Source organism: Embleya sp. NPDC005575, from assembly GCF_040605455.1.
Classification (GTDB): domain Bacteria; phylum Actinomycetota; class Actinomycetes; order Streptomycetales; family Streptomycetaceae; genus Embleya.
The window spans coordinates 44329-67226 of record NZ_JBEXCV010000011.1; the positions used below are offsets into that span (position 1 = coordinate 44329).

At 70.7% G+C, this 22898-nt stretch carries 18 protein-coding genes; 10 read left to right on the forward strand and 8 right to left on the reverse strand.

All coding sequences use genetic code 11. The features are described 5' to 3' along the window. Positions 1–17: 17 nt before the first annotated feature. From pyrH to rlmN, 4 genes are all read left to right on the forward strand, one after another. Positions 18–806, forward strand: a complete 789-nt coding sequence (gene pyrH / locus ABZS54_RS05985; RefSeq protein ID WP_355531509.1) for a UMP kinase — start codon at positions 18–20, stop codon at positions 804–806. 32 nt (positions 807–838) lie between these two features. Next, a complete protein-coding gene (frr, locus tag ABZS54_RS05990; protein ID WP_020553146.1) occupies positions 839–1396 on the forward strand; it encodes a ribosome recycling factor in 558 nt (185 codons plus the stop codon). Continuing rightward, a complete protein-coding gene (locus ABZS54_RS05995) occupies positions 1396–2658 on the forward strand; it encodes a phosphatidate cytidylyltransferase (protein ID WP_355531511.1) in 1263 nt (420 codons plus the stop codon). The genes frr and ABZS54_RS05995 overlap by 1 nt, the downstream gene beginning before the upstream one ends. Positions 2659–2807: 149 nt before the next feature. Further along, the gene (gene rlmN / locus ABZS54_RS06000; protein ID WP_355531513.1) at positions 2808–3914 is read left to right on the forward strand and encodes a 23S rRNA (adenine(2503)-C(2))-methyltransferase RlmN; all 1107 of its coding nucleotides are present in this window, start codon (positions 2808–2810) and stop codon (positions 3912–3914) included. A gap of 419 nt (positions 3915–4333) precedes the next feature. Here rlmN and ABZS54_RS06005 read toward each other — a convergent pair whose 3' ends face one another. Further along, positions 4334–5596 (reverse strand): hypothetical protein, encoded by a 1263-nt coding sequence (locus ABZS54_RS06005; RefSeq protein WP_355531515.1) that lies wholly within the window; start codon positions 5594–5596, stop codon positions 4334–4336. A gap of 4 nt (positions 5597–5600) precedes the next feature. Continuing rightward, the gene (locus tag ABZS54_RS06010) at positions 5601–6353 is read right to left on the reverse strand and encodes an ATP-binding cassette domain-containing protein (protein ID WP_355531517.1); all 753 of its coding nucleotides are present in this window, start codon (positions 6351–6353) and stop codon (positions 5601–5603) included. Positions 6354–6533: 180 nt separating this feature from the next. On the opposite strand from ABZS54_RS06010, the gene ABZS54_RS06015 reads away from it, so the two are divergent. Beyond that, on the forward strand, positions 6534–7334 hold the full coding sequence (locus ABZS54_RS06015; RefSeq protein ID WP_355531518.1) for a tyrosine-protein phosphatase: 801 nt from the start codon (positions 6534–6536) through the stop codon (positions 7332–7334). A gap of 98 nt (positions 7335–7432) precedes the next feature. Here the strand turns inward: ABZS54_RS06015 and ABZS54_RS06020 are convergent, their stop codons facing one another. From ABZS54_RS06020 to ABZS54_RS06035, 4 genes are all read right to left on the reverse strand, one after another. Then, the gene (locus ABZS54_RS06020; protein ID WP_355531520.1) at positions 7433–8812 is read right to left on the reverse strand and encodes an FAD-dependent oxidoreductase; all 1380 of its coding nucleotides are present in this window, start codon (positions 8810–8812) and stop codon (positions 7433–7435) included. Beyond that, positions 8809–9465, reverse strand: a complete 657-nt coding sequence (locus ABZS54_RS06025) for a pyridoxamine 5'-phosphate oxidase family protein (RefSeq protein WP_355531522.1) — start codon at positions 9463–9465, stop codon at positions 8809–8811. Before ABZS54_RS06025 ends, ABZS54_RS06020 begins: the two co-directional genes overlap by 4 nt. A 191-nt stretch (positions 9466–9656) precedes the next feature. Further along, the gene (locus tag ABZS54_RS06030) at positions 9657–11042 is read right to left on the reverse strand and encodes an aspartate aminotransferase family protein (RefSeq protein ID WP_355531524.1); all 1386 of its coding nucleotides are present in this window, start codon (positions 11040–11042) and stop codon (positions 9657–9659) included. Next, entirely contained in the window at positions 11039–11530 is a 492-nt protein-coding gene (locus ABZS54_RS06035; protein ID WP_355531526.1) for an Lrp/AsnC family transcriptional regulator, read from the reverse strand. Before ABZS54_RS06035 ends, ABZS54_RS06030 begins: the two co-directional genes overlap by 4 nt. Positions 11531–11716: 186 nt before the next feature. On the opposite strand from ABZS54_RS06035, the gene ABZS54_RS06040 reads away from it, so the two are divergent. The 3 genes from ABZS54_RS06040 to ABZS54_RS06050 all read left to right on the forward strand — a co-directional run bounded on the left by ABZS54_RS06040 (position 11717) and on the right by ABZS54_RS06050 (position 16137). Further along, on the forward strand, positions 11717–13147 hold the full coding sequence (locus tag ABZS54_RS06040) for a gamma-aminobutyraldehyde dehydrogenase (protein ID WP_355531528.1): 1431 nt from the start codon (positions 11717–11719) through the stop codon (positions 13145–13147). 196 nt (positions 13148–13343) lie between these two features. Further along, a complete protein-coding gene (locus ABZS54_RS06045; RefSeq protein ID WP_355531530.1) occupies positions 13344–14561 on the forward strand; it encodes a spermidine/putrescine ABC transporter substrate-binding protein in 1218 nt (405 codons plus the stop codon). 343 nt (positions 14562–14904) lie between these two features. Next, positions 14905–16137 carry a geranylgeranyl reductase family protein gene (locus ABZS54_RS06050; RefSeq protein ID WP_355531532.1) on the forward strand — a complete coding sequence of 411 codons (1233 nt, stop codon included), beginning with the start codon at positions 14905–14907 and terminating at the stop codon, positions 16135–16137. Between the two features lie 110 nt (positions 16138–16247). Here the strand turns inward: ABZS54_RS06050 and ABZS54_RS06055 are convergent, their stop codons facing one another. After that, positions 16248–17369 (reverse strand): hypothetical protein, encoded by a 1122-nt coding sequence (locus ABZS54_RS06055; protein ID WP_355531534.1) that lies wholly within the window; start codon positions 17367–17369, stop codon positions 16248–16250. A gap of 252 nt (positions 17370–17621) precedes the next feature. Here ABZS54_RS06055 and ABZS54_RS06060 point away from each other — a divergent pair, with 252 nt between their 5' ends. After that, on the forward strand, positions 17622–19424 hold the full coding sequence (locus tag ABZS54_RS06060) for a protein kinase (protein ID WP_355531536.1): 1803 nt from the start codon (positions 17622–17624) through the stop codon (positions 19422–19424). Between the two features lie 25 nt (positions 19425–19449). Here the strand turns inward: ABZS54_RS06060 and ABZS54_RS06065 are convergent, their stop codons facing one another. Continuing rightward, positions 19450–21063, reverse strand: a complete 1614-nt coding sequence (locus ABZS54_RS06065; RefSeq protein WP_355531538.1) for a PucR family transcriptional regulator ligand-binding domain-containing protein — start codon at positions 21061–21063, stop codon at positions 19450–19452. A gap of 319 nt (positions 21064–21382) precedes the next feature. On the opposite strand from ABZS54_RS06065, the gene ABZS54_RS06070 reads away from it, so the two are divergent. Then, on the forward strand, positions 21383–22885 hold the full coding sequence (locus tag ABZS54_RS06070; RefSeq protein ID WP_355531540.1) for a gamma-aminobutyraldehyde dehydrogenase: 1503 nt from the start codon (positions 21383–21385) through the stop codon (positions 22883–22885). Positions 22886–22898: the final 13 nt, after the last annotated feature.

Sequence of the window (22898 nt, forward strand, 5' to 3'; positions counted from 1 at the left end):
CGAGGAGGCCGCAAGGCGTGGAGGGAACCGTGCAGGAAACCGAAACGAAGGCGGCCTCCTCGTCGTCCGCCGGGGGCGACGAGCCGAACCCCTACGCGCGCCGGGTGTTGCTCAAACTCTCCGGCGAGGCGTTCGCGGGCGGCGGGGCCCTGGGCGTCGACCCCGACACCGTGCAGACCATCGCGCTCCAGATCGCCGACGTGGTCCGCCGCGGCACGCAGGTCGCCATCGTCATCGGCGGCGGCAACTTCTTCCGCGGCGCCGAGTTGCAGATCCGTGGCATGGACCGCGCGCGCTCGGACTACATGGGCATGCTCGGCACCGTGATGAACTGCCTCGCGCTCCAGGACTTCCTGGAGAAGCAGGGCATCGACACCCGCGTGCAGACCGCCATCACGATGGGCCAGGTCGCCGAGCCGTACATCCCGCGCCGCGCCGTGCGACACCTGGAAAAGGGTCGCGTGGTCATCTTCGGGGCGGGCATGGGCATGCCCTACTTCTCCACCGACACCACGGCCGCCCAGCGTGCCCTCGAGATCGACGCGGTCGCGTTGCTCATGGCCAAGGGTGTCGACGGCGTGTACGACTGCGACCCGAAGTCCAACCCGGACGCAGTCATGTTCGATCGTCTGGATCACGCCGAGGTGCTCGCCCGCGGGCTCAAGGTCGCGGACGCCACCGCGATCAGCCTGTGCATGGACAACGAACTGCCGATCGTCGTCTTCAACCTGCTCGTCGAGGGCAACATCGCCCGCGCCGTGCGGGGTGAGAAGATCGGCACCCTGGTCAGCCGTACCGACGGCTGATCGACGGCGACAGGACCGGGACAGGAGCCGACATGATCGACGAGATTCTCCTCGAGGCCGAGGAAAAGATGGAGAAGGCCGTCGTGGTCGCCAAGGAAGACTTCGCGGCGATCCGCACGGGCCGGGCCACCCCGGCCATGTTCAACAAGATCCTCGTGGACTACTACGGCTCGCCCACTCCGGTGAACCAGCTCGCGTCGTTCACCACGCCCGAGCCGCGCATGGTCATCGTGACCCCGTTCGACCGCGGCTCGACGAACGCGATCGTCAAGGCGATTCGCGACTCGGACCTCGGGGTCAATCCCACCGACGACGGCAAGCTCATCCGCGTGGTCTTCCCGCAGCTGACCGAGGAACGCCGCAAGGAGTTCATCAAGCTGGCGCGGAGCAAGGGCGAGGACGCGAAGATCTCGTTGCGGGCGATCCGCCGCAAGGCGAAGGAAGCGCTCGACAAGCTGGTCAAGGACGGCGAGACCGGCGAGGACGAGGTGCGTCGCGCCGAGAAGGAACTCGACGACACGACCCACAAGTATGTCGCGCAGATCGACGAGTTGCTGAAGCACAAGGAAGCCGAGCTGCTCGAAGTCTGATGGACGACTCGACCTGGGGCGGTACGCCGCCGGCCGATCCGCCCGCGGGAGCGCACCCCGATCTGCCGCCTGGCCACGACCCGTACGGGTCGTACGGCGCGTGGCCGGAGCAGGTCTCGGGCGCACCGACGGCTCACGATCAGGCCCACTACGACGCGGCCCGGTCCGGCGGCCATGGAGACGGCGCCACTCGTGCGCAGCAGCGATTTCCCGCCGGCGTCGGGGTACAGACACAGGATGACCACACGCAGGTGCTGTCACCGATTGCGGGTCACGACTCGGGCGACGAACCGGAACCCCGCTCGGGTCCGTCGCGCGAGGAGGCCGCTCGTGTGGACGTGGCTCTCCCCGAGCCCCGGCGTGAGGGGCTCGTGATGACCGAGGAGCCGCCTGCCAAACCGGTCGGCAAGGCCGGCCGCAACCTGCCACAGGCGATCGGCGTCGGGGCCGGGCTCGGCGGGGTCATCGTCGCCTCGTTGCTGACCCTGCCGGTGCTGTTCGTCGGCGTCGTGCTGCTCGCGGTCCTGGTCGGACTGTGGGAGCTGGCCGGTGCGTTCGGTCGGGCCGAGGCGGTCGCCGACGCGTCCGGTCGGACCGCACAGGGCGCCACCGTCGGGCGCGGCATCCGAATTCCGCTGGTACCGCTCGCGGTCGGCTCGGTGGCGATGCTCGTCGCCGGCTACGCGCGCGGTGCGCAGGGGCTGGCGATCGCGACCGCGCTCACTGCGATCGCGGTGATGATCTGGCGGATGACCGAGGGTCCCGAGGACTTCCTGCGGGACATGACGGCAGGCGTGTTCACCGTCTTCTACCTGCCGTTCCTGGCCGGGTTCGCGGTCCTCATGCTCGCCGACGACGACGGCCCGCAGCGGGTGTTGACCTTCATCATCCTGGTGGTCTGTGCGGACACGGGTGCCTACGCGGCCGGGGTCACCTCCGGCGGTCCGCACAAGATGGCGCCGAAGATCAGCCCCGGCAAGAGCTGGGAAGGCTTCGCCGGTGGTGTGTTCCTGGCCGCCGTCGCGGGCGCGGTCTGCGTGACGACCATGCTCGACGGCACATGGTGGCAGGGCGCCTTGGTGGGCGTCGCCGCCGCGGCGGTGTCCGCGCTCGGGGACCTGGCCGAATCGATGATCAAGCGGGACCTCAAGGTCAAGGACATGGGCAGCCTGCTGCCCGGTCACGGCGGCCTGATGGACCGACTCGACTCGCTGCTGGCCGCCGCTCCCGTGGTGTGGCTGCTGCTCGCCGCATTCGTATGACCCGGACCTGATCCGGCAAAGCAACCGGACAGGCCACGTGTGTACGAGAGCGGGGCCGGGGGCGTGTTTTCAGACCCCGTCGGGTCCGCGAGGCCCGAGCACACGCCCCCGTCCGGCCCCGCCCGTACACCTGCGACACTGGACGAGCCATGCCCAAACCAGGAGAACTCACCTTCACCGCGCCGCCGCGTCGTTCGAAGCCGCCGCGCCACCTTGCCGACCTCACCCCCGCCGAGCGCCGCGAGGCCGTGGCCGAGTTGGGCGAGAAGCCGTTTCGTGCGGCCCAACTGTCCAAGCACTACTTCGGTCACCTCTCGAACGATCCCGAGCAGTGGACCGACATGCCCGCCGCGTCGCGGGCCAAACTCGCCGAGGCGCTACTGCCCGCACTGATGACGTCCGTGCGGGACATCTCGTGCGACGACGGTGCGACCCGCAAGTCGTTGTGGAAGCTCTTCGACGGCACCCTCGTCGAAGCTGTGCTGATGCGCTACCCCGACCGGGTCACCATGTGCGTGTCCTCACAGGCGGGCTGCGGAATGAACTGCCCGTTCTGCGCCACCGGCCAGGCGGGCCTGACCCGCAACCTGTCCACCGGCGAGATCGTCGAGCAGGTGCTCGCCGGCGCGCGGGCGCTCGCCCGCGGCGAGGTGCCCGGCGGCCCCGGCCGGGTCAGCAACATCGTCTTCATGGGCATGGGCGAGCCGCTCGCCAACTACAAGGCGGTGGTCGGCGCCGTGCGTCGGCTGACCGACGCGGGTCCGGACGGGCTGGGCATCTCCGCCCGCTCGGTGACCATGTCGACGGTCGGCCTGGTCCCGGCGATGTACAAGCTCGCCGACGAACGCGTCCCGGTCACCCTGGCGCTGTCCCTGCACGCGCCGGACGACGACCTGCGCAACACGCTCGTGCCGGTCAACACGCGCTGGGACGTGCGCGAGGTGCTGGACGCCGCGTGGCACTACGAGGGTGTCACCGGCCGACGGGTGTCCATCGAGTACGCGCTGATCAAGGACATCAACGACCACGGCTGGCGGGCCGACCTGCTCGGACGCCGGCTCAAGAACCACAACGCGCACGTCAACCTGATCCCGCTCAACCCCACCCCGGGGTCGAAGTGGACCGCGTCGACGGCCGAACGCCAGGAGGAGTTCGTCCGCCTGCTGACCAAGCACGGCGTGCCGGTCACCGTCCGGGACACCCGGGGCCGGGACATCGACGGCGCGTGCGGTCAGCTGGCCGCCGCGGAGGTCTAGGGCCGGTTTGCCGGACCGGGCCCGGTCCCCCGGTCCGGCTCCGCCGCAAGTGGGACATCCCGGGCAGGTCACGGGTGCGCGGCGCGGCGATATAGAACGGGTAACGAATCCTTATCGGATCCTTAGGCGCCCCGGGGCAGACTGATCTCAGTGCCAAGCCGTCGGATCCTTTGATCCCCCCGTTCGAATGATCCGGCGGTGGCACGCCCAAGCCGCCGGTCGAAGGGACACGATCCGGCGCACGGCTCGGGGTCGCGTGGCCCCCGAGACGATAAGCACTTCGAGCCCGTCGCGGAAGGGGACGCCGCGCCGGGCTCGAAGTGTTTTCCCATATCGCACGGGCATCGGGCGTTCCCCGTGTCCGTCGGGCATCGCGCCCGGACCGTGGCCCGGGCGCGAATATCGAGCCGGCCGCGGCTTCAGACCCGGCGCGGCCGTTCGTCCCGTAGGGTCACCACGGCCGCCGCGATCAGTGCGATCGCCAGCAGACCGAGGGTCCACATCGAGCCCAACAGGGCCGCGTGCGCGGGCACCGTGGGAAACGAATCCCCGTCGCCGCGTGCCGGCCACGCCGTCAGCGCGCCGACCCCCACCGAGATCGCCACGCACACCAGCACCGGCACCACCAGGACTGCCAGGGCCGCTCGGCGATCCAGTCGCTCACCGGCGCCGATCGAGTGCAACGCGTGCGAGGTCTCGCGGCGCGCGGGGCCGTGTTCCACGACCGCCGTGAACAGCATCGCCGCCGCACACGAGGACATCGTCGTCATGGTGAGGAACAGCGGAGCGTCGGCCATCCCGGGCGGCGTGCGGTCACCCGCGAGCACGCTGGTCGTGACCACCGCCAGCGCGATCGTGGCCAGGCCCAGCGGCAGCGCCAAGCCACGTGCGCTCGCCTCGATCCGGCGCGCCGCGCACAGTGTCCATACCCGACCCGCCCGGGAGGCCCAGCCCGAGCCCAGCCAGGTCAACAGCCACGGCACGGTGAGGGCCGCGCCCGTCAGCACCGCGCCGTAGCCGACCACTGCCGCCGGCACCGCACCGTGAGACAACCGCTCCGTATGTCCCGGGTCGGCGATCAGGTACTGGCCGAGAAGTCCGGCGAGTATCACCAGCGGTCCGAGGTACGGCGGGATGCGCGGTCGCAGCCGAGGCGACGGTCGACCCGTTGCGTAGAAGGCGGCGAGCGCCGCCACCGAGGGCAGCGCGGCGAGCACCGCGACCACGGCCGGCCAAGGTGCCGAGGCCCCGATCGCGAGCAGGTGCCGGACCGCGGGGGGCGGCGAAGCGGGGAGCGAGCGCAGCGCGAGATGCGCCTGCACACCGGCGAAAGTGCCGGCCAGAGCCGTGACGGCGGCCTCGGACACGACAACGTCCCGACTCCGGCGGTTCGCCTCGTCGGCCGGGAACGGGGCGCCCGGCCGGTCGCCCCCGCCAGGGATCGTCAGGCGGATGCCGATCGCGACCAACACGGCCACAGCGCCCAGCACCGGCAGCGCCGCGAGCACCGGTCCGATCAGTGCCGGCCCGCGATGTTCGATCGGGAATGCCCAGGCCAGCAGGCACAGCAGCACGATCGTGGCGGTACTCGCGACCGTCGCGCCGGCCAGCACGCGCACGGCGTCGACCCGGGAAGCGCCGTGCCACGCGTCGCGCAACAGGCTCCGGCCGGCCGGGGACACCGGCCTACCACCCGTCCGCATGCGGGTCGGGGCGACCGTCGCGCAGGGCCAGACGGCGGTCCGCGTGCGCGGCCACCCGCCGGACGGCGGTGGCCAGCACCAGGGTCATCCCGTGCGAGCGCACGGCGGAGACCAGGATTCGCATCAGGTGGTCGAGGTCGGCGGTCGGCAGACCATGCGTCGGTTCGTCCGCGAACACCACCGCCGGGCGGGTGACCAGCGCTCGGGCGACCGCCGCCCGGCGCAGCAGCGCGGGGCCCAGGTCGGTCGGCCGGGATTCGGCGTGCTCGTTCACCTCCAGCCGCTCCATCCAGTGCCGGGCGATCGCGAACGCCTCGGCCCGGCGGACCCGGTCGAGCAGCAGCGGCAGTGCGACGTTCTCCGCGACGGTCAACTCCGGCAGCAGCCGGGTACGGCCGTCGACGAGTCCGAAGTGCCGACGCCGCAGCGCGGTCCGGCCCTTCTCGTCGAGCACGTGCATCGGGCCGCTGTTGAACCACACCTCGCCACAGTCGGGGGCGACCACACCGGACAGGCACCCGAGCAGCGCCGACTTGCCGGCGCCGGGGGGACCGGTGATCGCGAAGGTCTCTTCGGCTCGGACCGCCGCGGAGACGTCCCGCAGCAGGGTGACCCGACCCTGGGTCAGGGTCAGCCCGCGACCGCGCAGGATGTCGTTGTCGGGCGGGGCGATCGGTACGTCTGCGGCGACGGCGCGCCGCTCATGGGGTCTCGCCGCGCGGGACGACAGGGACATGGCACACCTCCCGCAGAGAAACGTTCGTTTGCCACCCGTCTCCTCAAACGAGCATCGTGGCGCCTGGTTGCGGCAGGGATGACAAACCCCCTCACTCGGGGAGCCCTGCCGGCGGCCGGAGTTCGCGCGCACCATGATGAGGCGAACAGGTGTATCGAACGCGTTCCGAACGGGGTGCACATGAACCGCCGACTCGATCTTCCGGATCTCCTCAATGCCCGCGACGTCGGCGACCTACCGCTGATCGACGGGGGAGTCACTCGAACGGGCGTACTCATGCGCTGTGAGACCCCGGACCTGCTGACCTCCGAGGGGGTCGCCCGGCTGACCCATGTCTATCGCGTACGCCACGTGCTGGACCTGCGTTCCGAGGGCGAGGGACTGCAGCTCGAGCAGTGGCCCGGCGTGACCCGCCACCGACTGCCGCTGCTGGGCCGACGCTCGGCGCTGGCTGCCGACCGGGCCGCGGTCGGCGACATCTCGGTGGGACAGACCCAGGGCCTGGGGTTGGACGACGACATCGATCTGGGCAGTGTGGACGAGTACGGCGCGGGCCTGCTGTACATGCGGATGGCCGAGCGCGGCGGCGAGTCGTACGTACGCTCGCTGGAGATCTTGGCCGGTGACGGCGGGGTGCCGGCGCTGGTGCACTGTACGGCGGGCAAGGATCGCACCGGCATCCTGGTCGCGCTGCTGTTGTCGGTCGCGGGGGTGGAGCGGGAGGCGATCATCGCCGACTACACCGAGACCGAGGTGCACATGGTGGAGATGTTCGAGCGGATCGACCGGTTGCCCAGGCAGCCGCGGATCGATCCGGCCCATCCGGTCGCCCCGGCGATGCGCGGTGCGGCCCGCGCCTCCATCGACACGTTCCTGCGCGTGCTCGCCGAGCGGCACGGCTCGGCGGCGGACTTCCTGCTCAAGGCGGGTGCGGCGCCGGAGCACCTGGAGACGTGGCGCCGCACCATCCGGGGGCGGTGACCCGGTCGGTCACCGGGTCACCGGGCGGCTCGGTGACCCGGGCCGAGGGGCCGGTACCGAGCGTCCCGGCCGGGTGGCCGGGACCGAGCGGCCCGGGCTCAGTGGCCCAGGAATCGGCCGAACGCCTGCGCGAGTCGGGACTCCTTCCCGGTGCGCTGCTCCTCGGCGTCCGCGCCGGCCATCACCCGCAGGCCGACGTTGGTGCCGATCCAGCGGAACGGCTCCGGCTCCCACTTGGGCGAGCGGTGTCGGACCCACGGCAGCCGGGTCAGCTCGGTGTACTCGTCGCGGATCAGGTCGGCGAGGGTGCGGCCCGCGAGGTTCGCGGTGCCCACGCCGTCGCCGACGTAGCCGCCGGCCCAGGCGAGCCTGCGGGCACGGTCCAGGCCGCAGCTCGCGTACCAGTCGCGGGCCACGCCCAGCGGTCCGCCCCACGTGTGGGTGATCGTGGCGTCGGCGACCGCCGGGAAGAGTTCGGCGACCACCCGGCGCAGTTCGGCGAAGACGTTCTCGTCCCTGTCGAACGCGGGCCGCACCCTGGAGCCGAAGTGGTACGGCGCACCGCGCCCGCCGAAGGCCAGCCGGTCGTCGGCGGTGCGCTGGCCGTAGATGATCAGGTGCCGCATGTCGCTGAAGCTCTCCCGGCGGGCCAGGCCGACCTCGGCCCAGAACGACTCCGGCAGCGGCTCGGTGGCGATCATCAGCGAGTACACCGGGGCCAGTTCGCGATGGAAGCCGGCCAGCTCGGGGGTGTAACCCTCGGTGGCCCGAACCACCACGTCGGCCCGGACCCGGCCGTGCGGGGTGATCGCGACGCCGTCCCGGATCGCGGTGACGGGGGTGTGCTCGTGGATGGTCACGCCCAGGCGGGTCACCGCGGCGGCCAAGCCCCGGGCCAGCTTGGCGGGGTGGATGACCGCGCAGTGCGGGGTGTAGGTGCCGCCGAGCACGTCGGTGGCGCCGACCATCGCGCTCGCCTCGGCGGCGTTCAGCAGCCGGGCGTCGGATTCGTCGAAGCCCCACGCGTGTTCGTCCGCGACCAGTTGGCGCGCCCGGGTCAACTGGACCGGGGTGCGGGCCAGGACCACGGTGCCACCCTTGGCGAAGTCGCAGTCGATGCCCTCCTCGGCGACCACCCGGCCGACCTCGTCCACAGTCGCGTTCATCACCCGCTGCTGGGCGATCGCCCGCTCGCGGGTGCTGCTTCGGGCCACCTTGGCGATCGACGCGGGGAACAGCGCCGAGCACCAGCCGCCGTTGCGGCCGGAGGCGCCGAATCCGGCGATCTCCCGCTCCAGGACCACGATCCGCAACGACGGGTCCGCCTTGGCCAGGTAGTAGGCGGTCCACAGGCCGGTGTATCCGGCGCCGACGATGGCCACGTCCACGTCCAGGTCGCCCGCCGGCGCCGGTCGTGGCGTGATGTCCTCGCCGAGGGTGTCGAACCACAGCGACAGGTCGCGGTAGTCGGCGGTCATCGTCGCCACTTCCTCAGGTAGTCGGGCGCGGGCAGATCGAAGCGCAGGTCGGGGGCGGTCACGGGCTCGCCGAAGTGCTCGGTGATGGGCACCACGCCGGCCCAGATCGGGGTGTCCAGGTCCTCGTCCTCGTCGTCGGGCGGGCCCGCCGAGATCTTCACCGACGTCTCGTCCAGGGGCAGTGCGAGCACCAGCGTCGCGGCGAGTTCCTTGGCCCGGTGCGGGCGCAACTCGTCCCGACGGCCGGGCAGCAGCCGGTCGGTGAGCAGGTCCAGCGCGGCGACCTTCTCGTCCTCGGGCAACACGACGCACGAGCCGAGCACCATCGCGCTGCGGTAGTGCATGGACGATTCGAACGCCGAGCGGGCCAGCACCAGGCCGTCGAGCAGGGTCACGGTCAGGCAGGTCGGCGCGCCCGCGGCCAGGCCGCGGAAGAGCCGGCTGCCGGTCGAGCCGTGGATCAACACCCGTTCGCCGTCCCGGGCGTAGGCGACCGGGAGGACGAACGGCCGGCCGTCCTCGTCGGTGATCGCGAGGTGTCCGACCAGACCGGCGTCGAGCACGGCGTGCAACGCGGTTCGGTCCGGCACGGCGTGGTCGGGCAGGCGGCGTATCCGGGTGCGGGGAGTGGAGCCTGGCGTGGGGTGGCTCATCGGGCCTCTTCGGTGATCCGAGCGCGGCGTGGATGGTGGCGCGGGCTCGTCGATGTCGTGATGTCGGTATTTCTCGGCTCTTCGGGGGATTTCGCCCCGGATATGAGTCTGCCGCCGTCGCGCACTGGCGTGTGCGCGACGGCGGCAGACTCACTGAGGGTTCGTCGAATAGCCGGTGTTCACTGCTCGATCTACAGCTTGGTCCAAGCCTCGGTCAGCACTCCGCGCAGGATCTGCTCGATCTCGTCGAATACACCCTGGTCCGCGACCAGCGGCGGGGAGAGCTGGATGACCGGGTCGCCGCGGTCGTCGGCGCGGCAGTACAGACCGTTGTCGTAGAGCGCGGTGGAGAGGAAGCCGCGGAGCAGGCGCTCGGCCTCGTCCTCGTTGAACGTCTCCTTGGTGCTCTTGTCCTTGACCATCTCGATGCCGTAGAAGTACCCGTTGCCGCGCACGTCGCCGACGATCGGCAGGTCCTGGAGCTTCTGCAGCGTGGCCAGGAACTTGGACTCGTTGTCCAGTACGTGCTGGTTCAGGCCCTCGCGCTCGAAGATGTCGAGGTTGGCCAGCGCCACGGCGGAGGACACCGGGTGCCCGCCGAAGGTGTAGCCGTGCATGAAGACGTTGTCGCTGCCGTTGTAGAACGGCTCGGCGATGCGGTCCGAGACGAGCATCGCGCCGATCGGCGAGTAGCCCGAGGTCATGCCCTTGGCGCAGGTGATGATGTCCGGCACGTAGTCGAACTTGTCGCACGCGAACATCGTGCCGAGCCGGCCGAACGCGCAGATGACCTCGTCCGAGACGAGCAGCACGTCGTACTGGTCACAGATCTCGCGCACGCGCTGGAAGTACCCGGGCGGCGGCGGGAAGCAGCCGCCGGCGTTTTGCACCGGCTCCAGGAAGACCGCCGCGACGGTGTCGGGGCCCTCGTTGAGGATCGCCACCTCGATCTGGTCGGCGGCCCAGCGGCCGAAGCCCTCGGGCGAGGAGTCGGCCAGGAACTCCGGCTTGCGGTACTGGTTGGTGTTCGGCACCCGGAAGGTGCTCGGCACCAGCGGCTCGTACGGCGCCTTGTAGTCCGGCAGACCGGTGATCGACAGCGCGCCCTGCGGGGTGCCGTGGTAGGCGATGGCCCGGGAGATGACCTTGTGCTTGGTCGGCTTGCCGGTCAGCTTGAAGTAGTGCTTCGCCAGCTTCCACGCGGACTCGACGGCCTCGCCGCCACCGGTGGTGAAGAAGACCTTGTTCAGGTCGCCCGGGGCGTAGTTCGCCAGGCGCTCGGCCAGCTCGATGGCCTTGGGGTGGGCGTAACTCCACACCGGGAAGAAGGCGAGCTGCTCGGCCTGCTTGCGGGCCACCTCGGCCAGCTCGGTGCGGCCGTGACCGGCCTGTACGACGAACAGGCCGGCGAGGCCGTCGATGTACTTGCGCCCGTTGGTGTCCCAGATGTAGCTGCCTTCACCGCGCACGATGGTCGGCACGGGAGCGTTCTCGTACGACGACATGCGGGTGAAGTGCATCCACAGGTGGTCGTAGGCGCTCTTGGAGAGGGCCGCGTTGTCGTACTGCTGTGTCATCGAGTACCCCACTGGTAGGTCTGCTTCCGAAGCTTCAGGTAGACGAAGCTCTCGGTGCTCCGTACGCCCGGAATCGCTCGAATCCTCTTGTTGATGATGTCGAGCAAGTGGTCGTCGTTCTCGCATACGAGTTCCACGATGAGATCGAAGGAGCCGGCCGTGATGACGACGTAGTCCACTTCCTTCATTGTGGCCAGTATGTCCGCTACGGGATCGATGTCTCCTTCGACACGAACCCCGACCATGGCCTGGCGATGGAAGCCGACCGTCAGCGGATCGGTCACCGCGACGATCTGCATCACGCCTTGGTCGAGCAGGCGCTGTACGCGTTGACGTACGGCGGCCTCCGAGAGACCGACCGCCTTGCCGATCGCGGCGTACGAGCGGCGTCCGTCCTCTTGGAGCTGCTCGATGATCGCCTTCGACACGGCGTCGGCCGAAGCGTTCGGGTTTCTGTCTCGACCGGCCACGTAGTCACTCTGCCTCATCAGATGGGCCTTTCGCAAGGGAATCCGTTGACTTTGCTCAACGAGACAACTGATTCAGTTGTTGGTGTGTGATGGGGATGCGGATACCGACAGCAATCCGGCTAGGCTGGGAACCGCGGCCCAGGCCGGGATCGACCCCCTCGCCGTCCTGCCGACGCCGCCCCGTTTTCGAAGGAGACTTGGGACATGAGCGACCTGCGTACTCTGCGCAACTACATCGACGGCACGTTCACCGACGCCGCGGACGGCGGCACGCTCGACATCGTCGACCCCGCCACGGGCGAGGTCTATGCGACGTCCCCGCTCTCCCGCGAGCGGGACGTCGACGCGGCGATGCGTGCGGCGGCCACGGCGTTCGAGACCTGGAGCGAGACGACGCCCGCGGAGCGGCAGCTCGCGCTGCTGCGGATCGCCGACGCGGTGGAGAAGCGCGCCGACGAGCTGATCGACGCCGAGTGTCTCAATACCGGCAAGCCCCGCGCGCTCACCGCGTCCGAGGAAATCCCGCCGATGGTGGACCAGATCCGCTTCTTCGCGGGCGCCGCGCGCATGCTCGAAGGCAAGTCGGCCGGCGAGTACATGGCGGGGCACACCTCCATGGTGCGCCGTGAGCCGGTCGGTGTCTGTGCCCAGGTGGCGCCGTGGAACTACCCGATGATGATGGCCGTGTGGAAGTTCGCGCCGGCCATCGCCGCGGGCAACACCGTGGTGCTCAAGCCATCCGACACCACCCCCGCGTCCACCGTGCTGCTCGCCGAGATCATGGGCGAGATCCTGCCCGCCGGCGTGTTCAACGTGATCTGCGGCGACCGCGACACCGGCCGACTGATGGTCGAGCACAAGACCCCGGCGATGGCCTCGATCACCGGTTCGGTACGCGCCGGCATGTCGGTCGCCGAGAGCGCGTCCAAGGACCTCAAGCGGGTGCACCTCGAACTCGGCGGCAAGGCGCCCGTCGTGGTCTTCGAGGACGCGGACATCGCTGCCGCGGCCGAGGGCATCGCCGGTGCCGGCCTCTTCAACGCCGGCCAGGACTGCACCGCAGCCACCCGGGTGCTCGTGCACTCCTCGATCCGCGACGAGTTCGTCGCCGCGCTGGCCGCTGCCGCCGGCGACCTGTCGACGGGTCCGCATGAGGACGCGTACTTCGGCCCGGTCAACAACGTCAACCAGCTCAAGCAGGTCAGCGGCTTCATCGAGCGCCTCCCGGCGCACGCGAAGGTCGAGACCGGCGGGCACCAGGTCGGCGACAAGGGCTTCTTCTACGCCCCGACCGTGGTTTCCGGGCTCAAGCAGGACGACGAGATCATCCAGAACGAGGTGTTCGGCCCGGTCATCACCGTGCAGTCGTTCGAGGACGAGGCGGAGGCGCTGAACAACGCCAACGGCGTGCAGTACGCGCTCGCCTCCTCGGTGTGGACCAAGGACCACGGCCGGGCGATGCGGATGGCCAAGCGGCTCGACTTCGGCTGCGTGTGGATCAACACGCACATTCCGTTGGTCGCCGAGATGCCGCACGGCGGCTTCAAGCACTCCGGCTACGGCAAGGACCTCTCCGGCTACGGCTTCGAGGACTACACCCGGATCAAGCACGTGATGACCAACTACGACGCCTGATCCACCCCGCCGCACCCGCGGCGTCGGCACGACCTGCACGCACCCTGTCAACTCCGCTCCGCGAGGGTTGACAGGGTGCGTGTTGCCGTCGGGGGCGGGTGGACGCCACGATGCGATGGGCCATTTTGTACGCAACAGTGCGGTCCCCCGCCCACGGAGCAGGCCCCACCCCCCCGCATTCGCCAAGGAGTCGCCGATGACCCGCGCCCGCACTCGCGCCCAGTCCCCGTTGCGGATCGCCGGGCACCGGGTGGACCGGCGGATGTTCCTGCGCGGCACCGGCGCGGCGGCGGCCGTCGGCGCACTCGCCGCGTGCGGTGTGCCCTCCGCGTACGTCCAGGAGAGCAAGCGCGGCGGACGGGACCGGTCGGACCAGGAGAAGGTGGTGCGCTTCTCCAACTGGGCGCTCTACATCGACATCGACGAGAACGACGAGCAGAAGCACCCCACGCTCGACGCCTTCACCGACAAGACCGGGATCAAGGTCCGGTACTCGGAGGAGATCAACGACAACGACGAGTTCTTCGGCAAGATCCACCCGGCCATCCAGGCGGGCAAGGAACCCGGACGCGACGCGATCGTCATCTCGGACTGGATGTGCACCCGCTTCGTCCGGCTCGGCTGGGTGCAGAAGCTGAACAAGGCCAACCTGCCGCAGGTGGACGCCAACCTCGCCGAGTCGCTGCGCAGCCCGGGGTACGACCCCAAGCGCGAGTACACCGTGCCGTGGCAGAGCGGGATGACCGGCATCGCGTACAACAAGAAGCTGGTGGGTCGCGAGATCCGGTCCGTGAACGACCTGTGGCGGCCCGAACTCAAGGGCCGGGTCACCGTGTTCGCGGGCTTCATGGAGGCCGTCGCGCTGCTGATGCTCGGCGAGGGCGCGGACATCAAGACCTTCACGGACGCGGACGTGGACAAGGTGATGGAGCGGATGCAGAAGCTGGTGGACAAGGACCACATCCGCAGCTTCACCGGCAACGACTACACCTCGGGCCTGGCCAGCGGCGACATCCTGGCCTGCCAGGCGTACTCCGGCGACGTGGGGCAGCTCAAGCTGGACAACCCCGACATCGAGTTCGTGGTGCCCGAGGAGGGTGCCGAACTGTGGTCGGAGAACCTGATGGTGCCGAACAAGGCCGCGCACAAGACGAACGCCGAGAAGCTGATGGACTTCTACTACGACCCGGAGGTCGCGGCCGAGTTGGCGAACTACGTGGCGTACGTGTGTCCGGTCCCGGCCGCGCAGCAGGTGCTGGCCGAGTCCTCGGACCAGGAGATGCGCGAGTCGGCGGTCAACCCGCTGATCTTCCCGGACGCCGAGATGACCGCGAAGCTGCACGGGATGCGCGAGACCACCGAGGACGAGGAACGGCGCTGGGAGAAGGCCTGGGGGAACATCATCGGCCTGTGAGTCGCGGGCCGCGCGAGCGGCGCCGAGCGGTCGACGGTGGGGCCGGCGGGGTCGGTACTCCACCAGGGCCGGCGATGACGGCACCGCGACAGGCGCGCGCCGTCTCGCGCGCCTCGGCGGGCATGTCGGAGTGCGGCAGTCGGATGGTCGGCCCGACGACGAACGCGCCGAGCAGGGCATCGAGGCCGAGTTCGTCCGCGGCCCGGACCGACAGCGCGAGCACGACCGCGGGGGCGCCAGGCGGAGCATAGTGCGCATTCGGCAGCCATTCGGGCGCACGCGCAGGTCGGCGGCGGACCTCCCGGGAAGAGCCACCCGGACGGACGCACTAGGGTCGATATCCATGACTAGCAGCTCTCCCGAGGCCGCCGCCGTGCCCGCCGTCGAACTGCCCACCGCCCCCGGTACCGACCCCGCTGCGGAGCCCGTGACCTGGGACGTCGTGGTGATCGGAGCGGGCCCCGCCGGGGCGTCCGCGGCTTTGGCCGCGGCGCGCGCGGGACGCCGGGTGCTGGTCGTGGACCGGGCCGAGCTGCCGCGCTACAAGACCTGCGGCGGCGGCATCATCGGCCCCTCCAAGAGTGCCCTTCCGCCCGGGTTCGAGCCGCCGGTCGAGGACTTGGTGCACGAGGTCGAGTTCACCCTGCGCGGCCGCCGTCGGCGGGTGCGCTCGGCCCGGACCACGTTGATCGGCCTGGTCGACCGGGCCCGCTTCGACGAGGCGCTGACCCGGGCGGCGGTGGCTGCGGGCGCGGTGCTGCGCGAGGGCGTCGCGGTCTCCCGGATCGCCGAGCGGGACGGCCTGGTGACGCTGACCCTGGCCGGCGGCGAACTGCTGCGGGCGCGCGCGGTGGTCGGCGCCGACGGCAGCGCGGGGCGCAGCTCGGCCCACGTCGGGGTCACCTTCGAGCAGGTCGACCTGGGCCTGGAGGCGGAGATTCCGGTCCCGCCGGAGGTCGCCGCGCACTGGCACGGCCGGATCCTGCTCGACTGGGGGCCGCTGCCGGGCTCGTACGGCTGGGTCTTCCCCAAGGGCGACACGTTGACCGTCGGCGTGATCTGTGCCCGGGGCGAGGGCGAGGCCACCCGCACCTACCTGCGCGACTTCATCGGCCGACTCGGCCTGGCCGGGTTCCGGCCGGCCGTCGAGTCGGGCCACCTGACCCGATGCCGCAAGGAGAGCGCGCCGCTCTCCCGCGGCCGGGTGCTGGTGGCCGGGGACGCGGCCGGGCTGCTGGAGCCCTGGACGCGCGAGGGCATCTCGTACGCGCTGCGCTCGGGCCGGCTGGCGGGGGAGCGGGCCGCGCTGGTGGCCGAGGTGGACACCGACGCCGAGGTGGACAAGATCGGCGCCGGCTATCACGCGGACATCGATGCGGTGTTGGGCCGTGAGATGCGCGCCGGACGGCTCCTGCTCGGCGTGTTCGAGCGGCACCCCGGGATGTTGCACCACGCGGTGAGCACGCTGCCGCAGGGCTGGCGGGTGTTCCGCAAGGTGGTCCAGGGGCGGACCACGTTCGCCGATCTGCTGGAGCGGCCCGCCGCCCGGCGGGTGCTGGCGTTGACCGGGCACTGACGACGTCGGACGGCCCCGGCCCCGCCGTACTCGGGGTCCGGGGCCGTCCGGTTCGGTGTGCTCATACGCTCACGGTCCGGTTACGGACCGGCGGTGGTCGTTTGCCGAACTCAGTCCCGGTCCGGCTCGTCGTCGCCCTCGGCCGAACGGATCCGCCGCAGACGCGCGCCCTGGAACAGCGCGTTGCCCACCAGCATCAGGCCGAGCGCGCCGCCCGCGAGTGACAGCGTGTCGTCGTCGGAGCCGGTCTTGGGCAGCGAAGTCGGCGGCGTGGCCTGGTCGGTGCCGCCGGTGCTCCCGCCGCCGGTGGTGCCGCCCGTGGTTGTGCCACCCGTGCTGCCGCCGCTGGTCGTCGTGCCGCCGGTGGTTCCCCCGCCCGTCGAGCCGCCGCCGGTGGTGCCGCCCGGTACCGGCGTATCGACCGTGTAGCCGATGAACGACGGGTCGTTGTTGTTGGCCCTGTTGCTCAAGGTCAACGGCCCGGCCACACCCAGCACCACGGAGGTGTCCGTGGCGCCCTCGGGCACCACGAGCACGCAGAACGTGGAGATGTCCGCCTCCGGCGCGAGCGGAAGCCGCACCTCGGCCCGGGCCGCGCGCGGTTGTTGTACGGCCGGCAGATATTCCACCGCCGCCGACCAGCGCTTGGTCTCGTGCGGCCCGAGCGCACCCGGCGCGCACTTGAAGGTGGTTGTCCAGGCCGGTCCCGGTGCCTTGAGCGCGGGCGCCGCCGAACAACCGGGCACCGAGAGGATTCGGAGGGCGCCCGTGCTGCGGGCGTACACGTCGCGGGCCGGCTGGGCCTGGTCGGTGTTGTTGGTGACGGTGAACGCGATCGAGCCCCGACCGTTGGCGTCGAAGCTGATCTGGGTCGACGTGGTGACAGCGAACGGCTTGGCCGTGGGTGGCACGGTCGGCGGCGCGGACGTGCCGGGTGGTGGTGTGCTCGGCCGCGTCGTGGTGGGCGGCGGCGTCGTCCCGGGCCCCGTCGTCGAGGGCCGCGTCGTGGTCGGTGGCGGCGTCGTCCCGGGCCCGGTCGTCGAGGGCCGCGTCGTGGTGGGTGGTGGCGTGCTGCTCGGCCCGTGCGTCGCGGTCGGCGGCTTCGTGGTGACCTCGCCCGTCGGACTGTGCGTGCCGGTGGGGCCTTGGGTGTGGGTGTGCCCGGCACCGGATGGATGCGCGGTTCCGTTTCCCTGGGTATCCGCGACGGCCAGGCCGGCGTTCAGGATCATTCCTATTCCGATCGGAACAGAAATTATCAAGGCCGCTCGCCTGACGTTTTCTGATCGAAATTTTTTCGGGATGAACATGCGGTATCCCCCTCCCGCTATGTGTGACGATTCGTTCTACCATGTCCGTCCTAAGCTTTCGCAGGGCCTTTCACAGGTAATCCCACGAGAGTGGCAATGGTCTGATCTTGAAAAACGGCGGGACCTGGGGGAAAGCCGATGTCGGGCGGGCCTGGAGAGGGTTGGGCGGGTTTCGTGGTCGGAGCCCGATACGAGTTGTCGAGCGTGCTCGGCAGCGGCGGCATGGGCACCGTGTGGCGGGCCCGGGACCGGGTACTGGATCGACCCGTGGCGGCGAAGGTGGTCACCACCGGGTGGGGGCGCAGCGCGTCCCGGTCCTTTCGCGAACGCAGCCTGCGCGAGGCGCAGGCGACCGCGCGGATCAACCACCCGAACGTCGTGCGTGTCTACGACTACGTCGAGGACGACGACCGGCTGTGGATCGTGATGGAACTGCTCGACGCCCGCTCGCTGGACACCATCCTGGAAGAGGACGGGCCGCTCACCCCGCACGCCGCCGCGGCGGTGGCCGTGCAGATCGCCCGCGCGCTCGGCGTCGTGCACGCGCACGGAGTCATCCATCGCGACGTCAAGCCGGGCAACGTGCTGATCGCCCGGGACGGACACGCCGTGCTGACCGACTTCGGCATCGCCGCGCTGGAGGGCGTGAGCGGACTGACCGGCACCGGGGCGATCCTGGGCTCGCCCGAGTTCATGGCACCCGAGCGGATCGAGAGCGAGCACCCCGGGCCCGCGTCCGACCTGTGGTCCCTGGGCGTCACGTTGTGCGCGGCGGTCACCGGCGCGTCGCCGTTCCGCCGCGCCACCCCGGTGGCCACGATGCACGCGATCGTGATCGCCGAGCCCGAGGTGCCCGAGGAGATCGGTCCGCTGAAACCGCTCATCCGCGATCTGTTCCGGCGCGACCCGGCGCGGCGCCCGGACTCGGCCGAGGTGGAGGCGCGACTGGACGCGCTGCTCACGGCCGAGGGCCGCCGGCACGCGGGCGAGGTGACCCGGCCGATCCCGCCCACCGCGCTCGGCCGGGTGCTCGAGCGCGGGCCGGCCGAGCGCGGTCCCGACGAGCGGGAGCCGGACGAGGCCGACGACGATGTGACGCTGGTGCCGACCGCGCACCCGCAGCCGCCGCTGCGCGACCTGCTCCCGCCCGCCCGGATCGCCCCCGACGACGGCACTCCGCTCGACCCGTTCCCGCGGGTGCCCGCGGCACCGTCGCCGGAGCAACGGCCGAACACCCCGGCCGGCCCCGCGCACTCGCCGACCTTCCCGATGCCGACCCGCACCCGCCGGCCGCCCCGCTCGCGCCGCCGGCTCCTGGCGGTGCTGCTGCCTCTCGTCACGCTCCTGGTGGCCGGCGCCATCGTGGCGGCGTTGCTGCTCGCGAACGGCGGTGGCAAGTCCGGCGGGGACGGTGGCAAGAGCGGGAGCAGTTCCGGCGCATTGCCGCCGACGACCTCCCACACGGCCGGCGCGCCCGCGGCCGACCCGGTCGCGGGTCTCGCGCCCTACCCGAGTACGACCCCGGGCGCCGCACCGATCCCGGTCCGCGTGGCGGACGAGAACACCTTCACCTGGCAGATCCCGCAGGGATGGACCCGCAAGGAGCAGGACCAGAGCGTGGTCTACAGCGATCCGGCCGGTGCCGGGGTGTTGACCGGGCGAACCGCTTTCCAACAGACCACGGATTTGTTGGAGCAGTGGCGCGACGACGAACAGAACGCTTCGAAAGTCTTTCGCGACTATCACAAGGTGGTCTTCGCGGAACGTGCCATTCACGGCCGAAGGGGCGTGGTCTGGGAATACACCTGGACCGAGTCCGGCATTGCCCGGCGCGCCATACTGGCCGCAGTGATCGTCGATGGCATCTACATCGAGGTGGATGTATTCGGCACCGAGCAGAATTGGGCCCGGGACGCGGGCCTGCACGCGCTCGCGGTGAGCGCCTTCACCCTCGCGGGCGGCCGTCCCGCCGCCTGAGTACGAAGCCCGGGCGCCGCCGCGCTCAGCGGCGGAGCGCCTCCAGGCCGAGCAGCGCCACGTGCAGCGACAGACAACTCTCCACCTGGTCCAGATCGACGCCCAGGATCCGCTCGATCCGGTGCAGCCGCTCGTAGAAGGACGGGCGGGACAGGTGCGCGGCGTCGGCCGCCGCGGACTTGTTCCGGCCGTGGTCCAGATAGACCTGGAGCATCGCGATCAACTGGGTGCCCTGCTGCGCGTCGTAGGCGAGCAGCGGGCCGAGCTCGCGCTCGACGTAGGTCTGCAACCGCGCGTCGTCGCGCAGCAGGTGCAGCAGCCCGCGCAGCCGCACGTCGGGCAGCCGGTAGAAGGCGGCCTTGCCGCCCTGGTGCAGCGCGGCGTCCGCGACCTGGGTGGCCTCCAGGAGCGAGCGGCGGGCATCGCGCACCGCGCCCACAGAGGAGCCGACCGCTACCACGATGTCGTCCGCGAGGTCCGGGGCGAGGCGGCGGATGGCGGCGGAGAAGCCCTCCAGCGCGCCGTCCTCGGTGTCCTGCGAGGCGAGCGCGACGAGCAGCCCGACGTTCTCGTCGTCCAGCCCGCCGACCAGCGCGGCCAGTCGGCGCTCGCGGACCGCCGCGGCGGCGATCTCGGTGAAGTCGCGCAGCCGGGCCTGCGATTCCAGTGCGGCCGGGGTCACGCTGCGGCGCAGCCGCAGCACCACGCCGACCAGGCGCCGACCCTCCAACGGGACACCGAGCGCGCGGGCCCGCAGGGTCACCTCGGCCACCGTGTAGGAGTGGGTCAGGATCCCGGACAGCAGCGTGCGGTGGGTCTGCCGCTCCAGGCTCTCCCGGTCGCGCACCACCAGTCGGTTCAGCGCGAGCGTGGACGCGGCCCGCTCCAGGAGCATGGTCTGCTGCGCGGGCGGCGGCGTGCCGTCGCCGACCAGCACCAGTCGGCCCCAGTCGTGGCCGCGTGCGCCCACCGTGGTCACCAGCCATCCGGTGCGCTCGTCGAAGGCGGTCCGAGTGGACAGCCGCAGCTGCCGGGAGCGGTCCTCCCAGTTCTCCAGCAGGGTCTCCGCGACTATGCCGGCCGCGTCGTAGGCGAGCACCTGATGTGCCAGGTTCTCCAGGATCACCGGACGCCCGGCCATCCGGGACGCCTGCCGGACGATCTCGGCGGGTTCGGCGCCCTCGACCGCAAGCTCGTTGAACGCCTGGTGCACCGCCTCGGAGGCCTGCAACTCGGCCAACTGGGCGTCGATGATCAGCCCGTGCACGGCCTCGGTGATGCCGATGAACCGGGTCTCGTTGCGCAGCGTGATCACCGGCAGACCGACCTGCTCGGCCGCCGCGACCAGCGCGCGCGGCAGTTGCTCGGTGTAGCGCCGGCCCAGTTCGACCACGAGTCCGGCCGCGTCCACGTCGGCGAGATCACGGATGTAGCGTTGCAGGCCCTCGCGCTCCTCGGGGAGCGCGATGCCGGTGGCCATCACCAATTCGCCACCCTTGAGCAGCCGGGTCACATCCGGCAGCTCGCTGATGTGCACCCAGCGCACCGGCCGGGCCAGGCCGCGTTCACCCGCGACCACCTGCGGGCGGCCGCGCTGGACGATGTCGAGGGCCAGTACTTCGGCGACCGTGGGGAACATCCGAAAACCTCCGCGAGCTGACAACGACCCGACCGTGACGGCGGTTGGTTCCCGAAGGAAGCGGGAATTCGCGAGCAATCTGTAAAAGGCTCGGCGGGCGACACTTCCATGGTGACAGGTGGCTGTCCGGTTCGACCCACGACCCCGGGGTTCGGGCGGGCGATTGGCGACCTGTAAAGCCCACACCGCCCTACCTGTCGATGTGCCTGTTGCGGCACCCCGTGTCGAAACGGCATCGTCCTACGCTGACGCGGCTCACGCGCATAACCACCGCACGCAGCCCCCGTCGGCTCATCGAAAACCCCCTTGGAGGGCTCCCATGCCTGTGCAGGACTTCGGCAAAGGTCATCAGTTCGTCGGGGGACAACTGCGGCAGGGCTCGTCCGGAGAGACCTTCGACGTCACCAACCCGGCGACCGGCGAGAAGGTCGAGACGCTCACCCTCGCGGGCACCGCGGACGTGGACGCGGCGGTAGCCGCCGCCAAGGGCGCCTTCCCGCAGTGGTCGCAGGCGACCCCGGGTGAGCGGGCGACCGCGCTGAACCGGCTGTCGGTGCTGCTGGAGGAGCGGGCCGAGGAGTTCGCCCGGGTCGAGACCGCGCAGGCGGGCAAGCCGATCCGGCTCACCACCGAGTTCGACGTGCCGGGCACGATCGACAACACCGCGTTCTTCGCGGGCGCGGCCCGCAACCTGGAGGGCAAGGCGGCCGGCGAGTACTCGGCCGGCTCCACCTCGATGGTGCGCCGCGAGGCGATCGGCGTGGTCGGCTCGATCGCGCCGTGGAACTATCCGCTCCAGATGGCCGCGTGGAAGATCCTTCCGGCGATCGCCGCGGGCAACACCATCGTGCTCAAGCCGGCCGAGATCACCCCGCTGACCTCGCTGATGTTCGCCCAGGCGTGTGTCGACGCGGGCATCCCCGACGGCGTGGTCAACGTGGTCACCGGCAAGGGCCGCACCGTCGGCGAATACCTGATGGGCCACGCGGACGTGTCGATGGTTTCGTTCACCGGCTCCACCGGGGTCGGCAAGCGGGTCGGCGAGGTGGCGCTGCAGACCGTCAAGCGACTGCACCTCGAACTCGGCGGCAAGGCCCCGTTCGTGGTCTTCGACGACGCCGACCTCGACGCCGCGATCAACGGCGCGGTCGCCGCCTCGCTGATCAACTCGGGCCAGGACTGCACCGCCGCGACCCGCGCCTACGTGCAGCGCCCGCTCTACGACGCGTTCGTGGCGGGCGTCGCGGAACTGTACGAGAGCGTGCGCCTGGGCGACACGATGGACCCCTCGACCGACCTCGGCCCGCTCGTCTCGCACCGCCAGCAGGAATCGGTGGCCGGCTTCGTCGAGCGCGCCCGCGGCTACGGCGCGACCATCGTGACCGGCGGCGAGATCCCCGGCGGCGAGTTGGCCAAGGGCGCGTTCTACCGCCCGACGCTGGTCACCGGTGTGGCCCAGGACAGCGAGATCGTGCAGGACGAGATCTTCGGCCCGGTCCTGGTCGTGCTGCCCTTCGACAGCGACGAGGAAGGCATCCGGCTCGCCAACGACACCCCGTACGGCCTGGCCGCCTCCGCCTGGACGCGGGACATCTTCCGCTCGCTGCGCGCGACCCGGGAGATCCAGGCCGGCTGCGTGTGGGTCAACGACCACATCCCGATCATCAGCGACATGCCGCACGGCGGCTACAAGGCCTCCGGCTTCGGCAAGGACATGTCGCAGTACTCCTTCGACGAGTACACCCAGGTCAAGCACGTGATGTACGACGGCACGGGAATCGCCCGCAAGGACTGGCACCGGACGATCTTCGGAGATCGTTAAGCACCCCATCGAA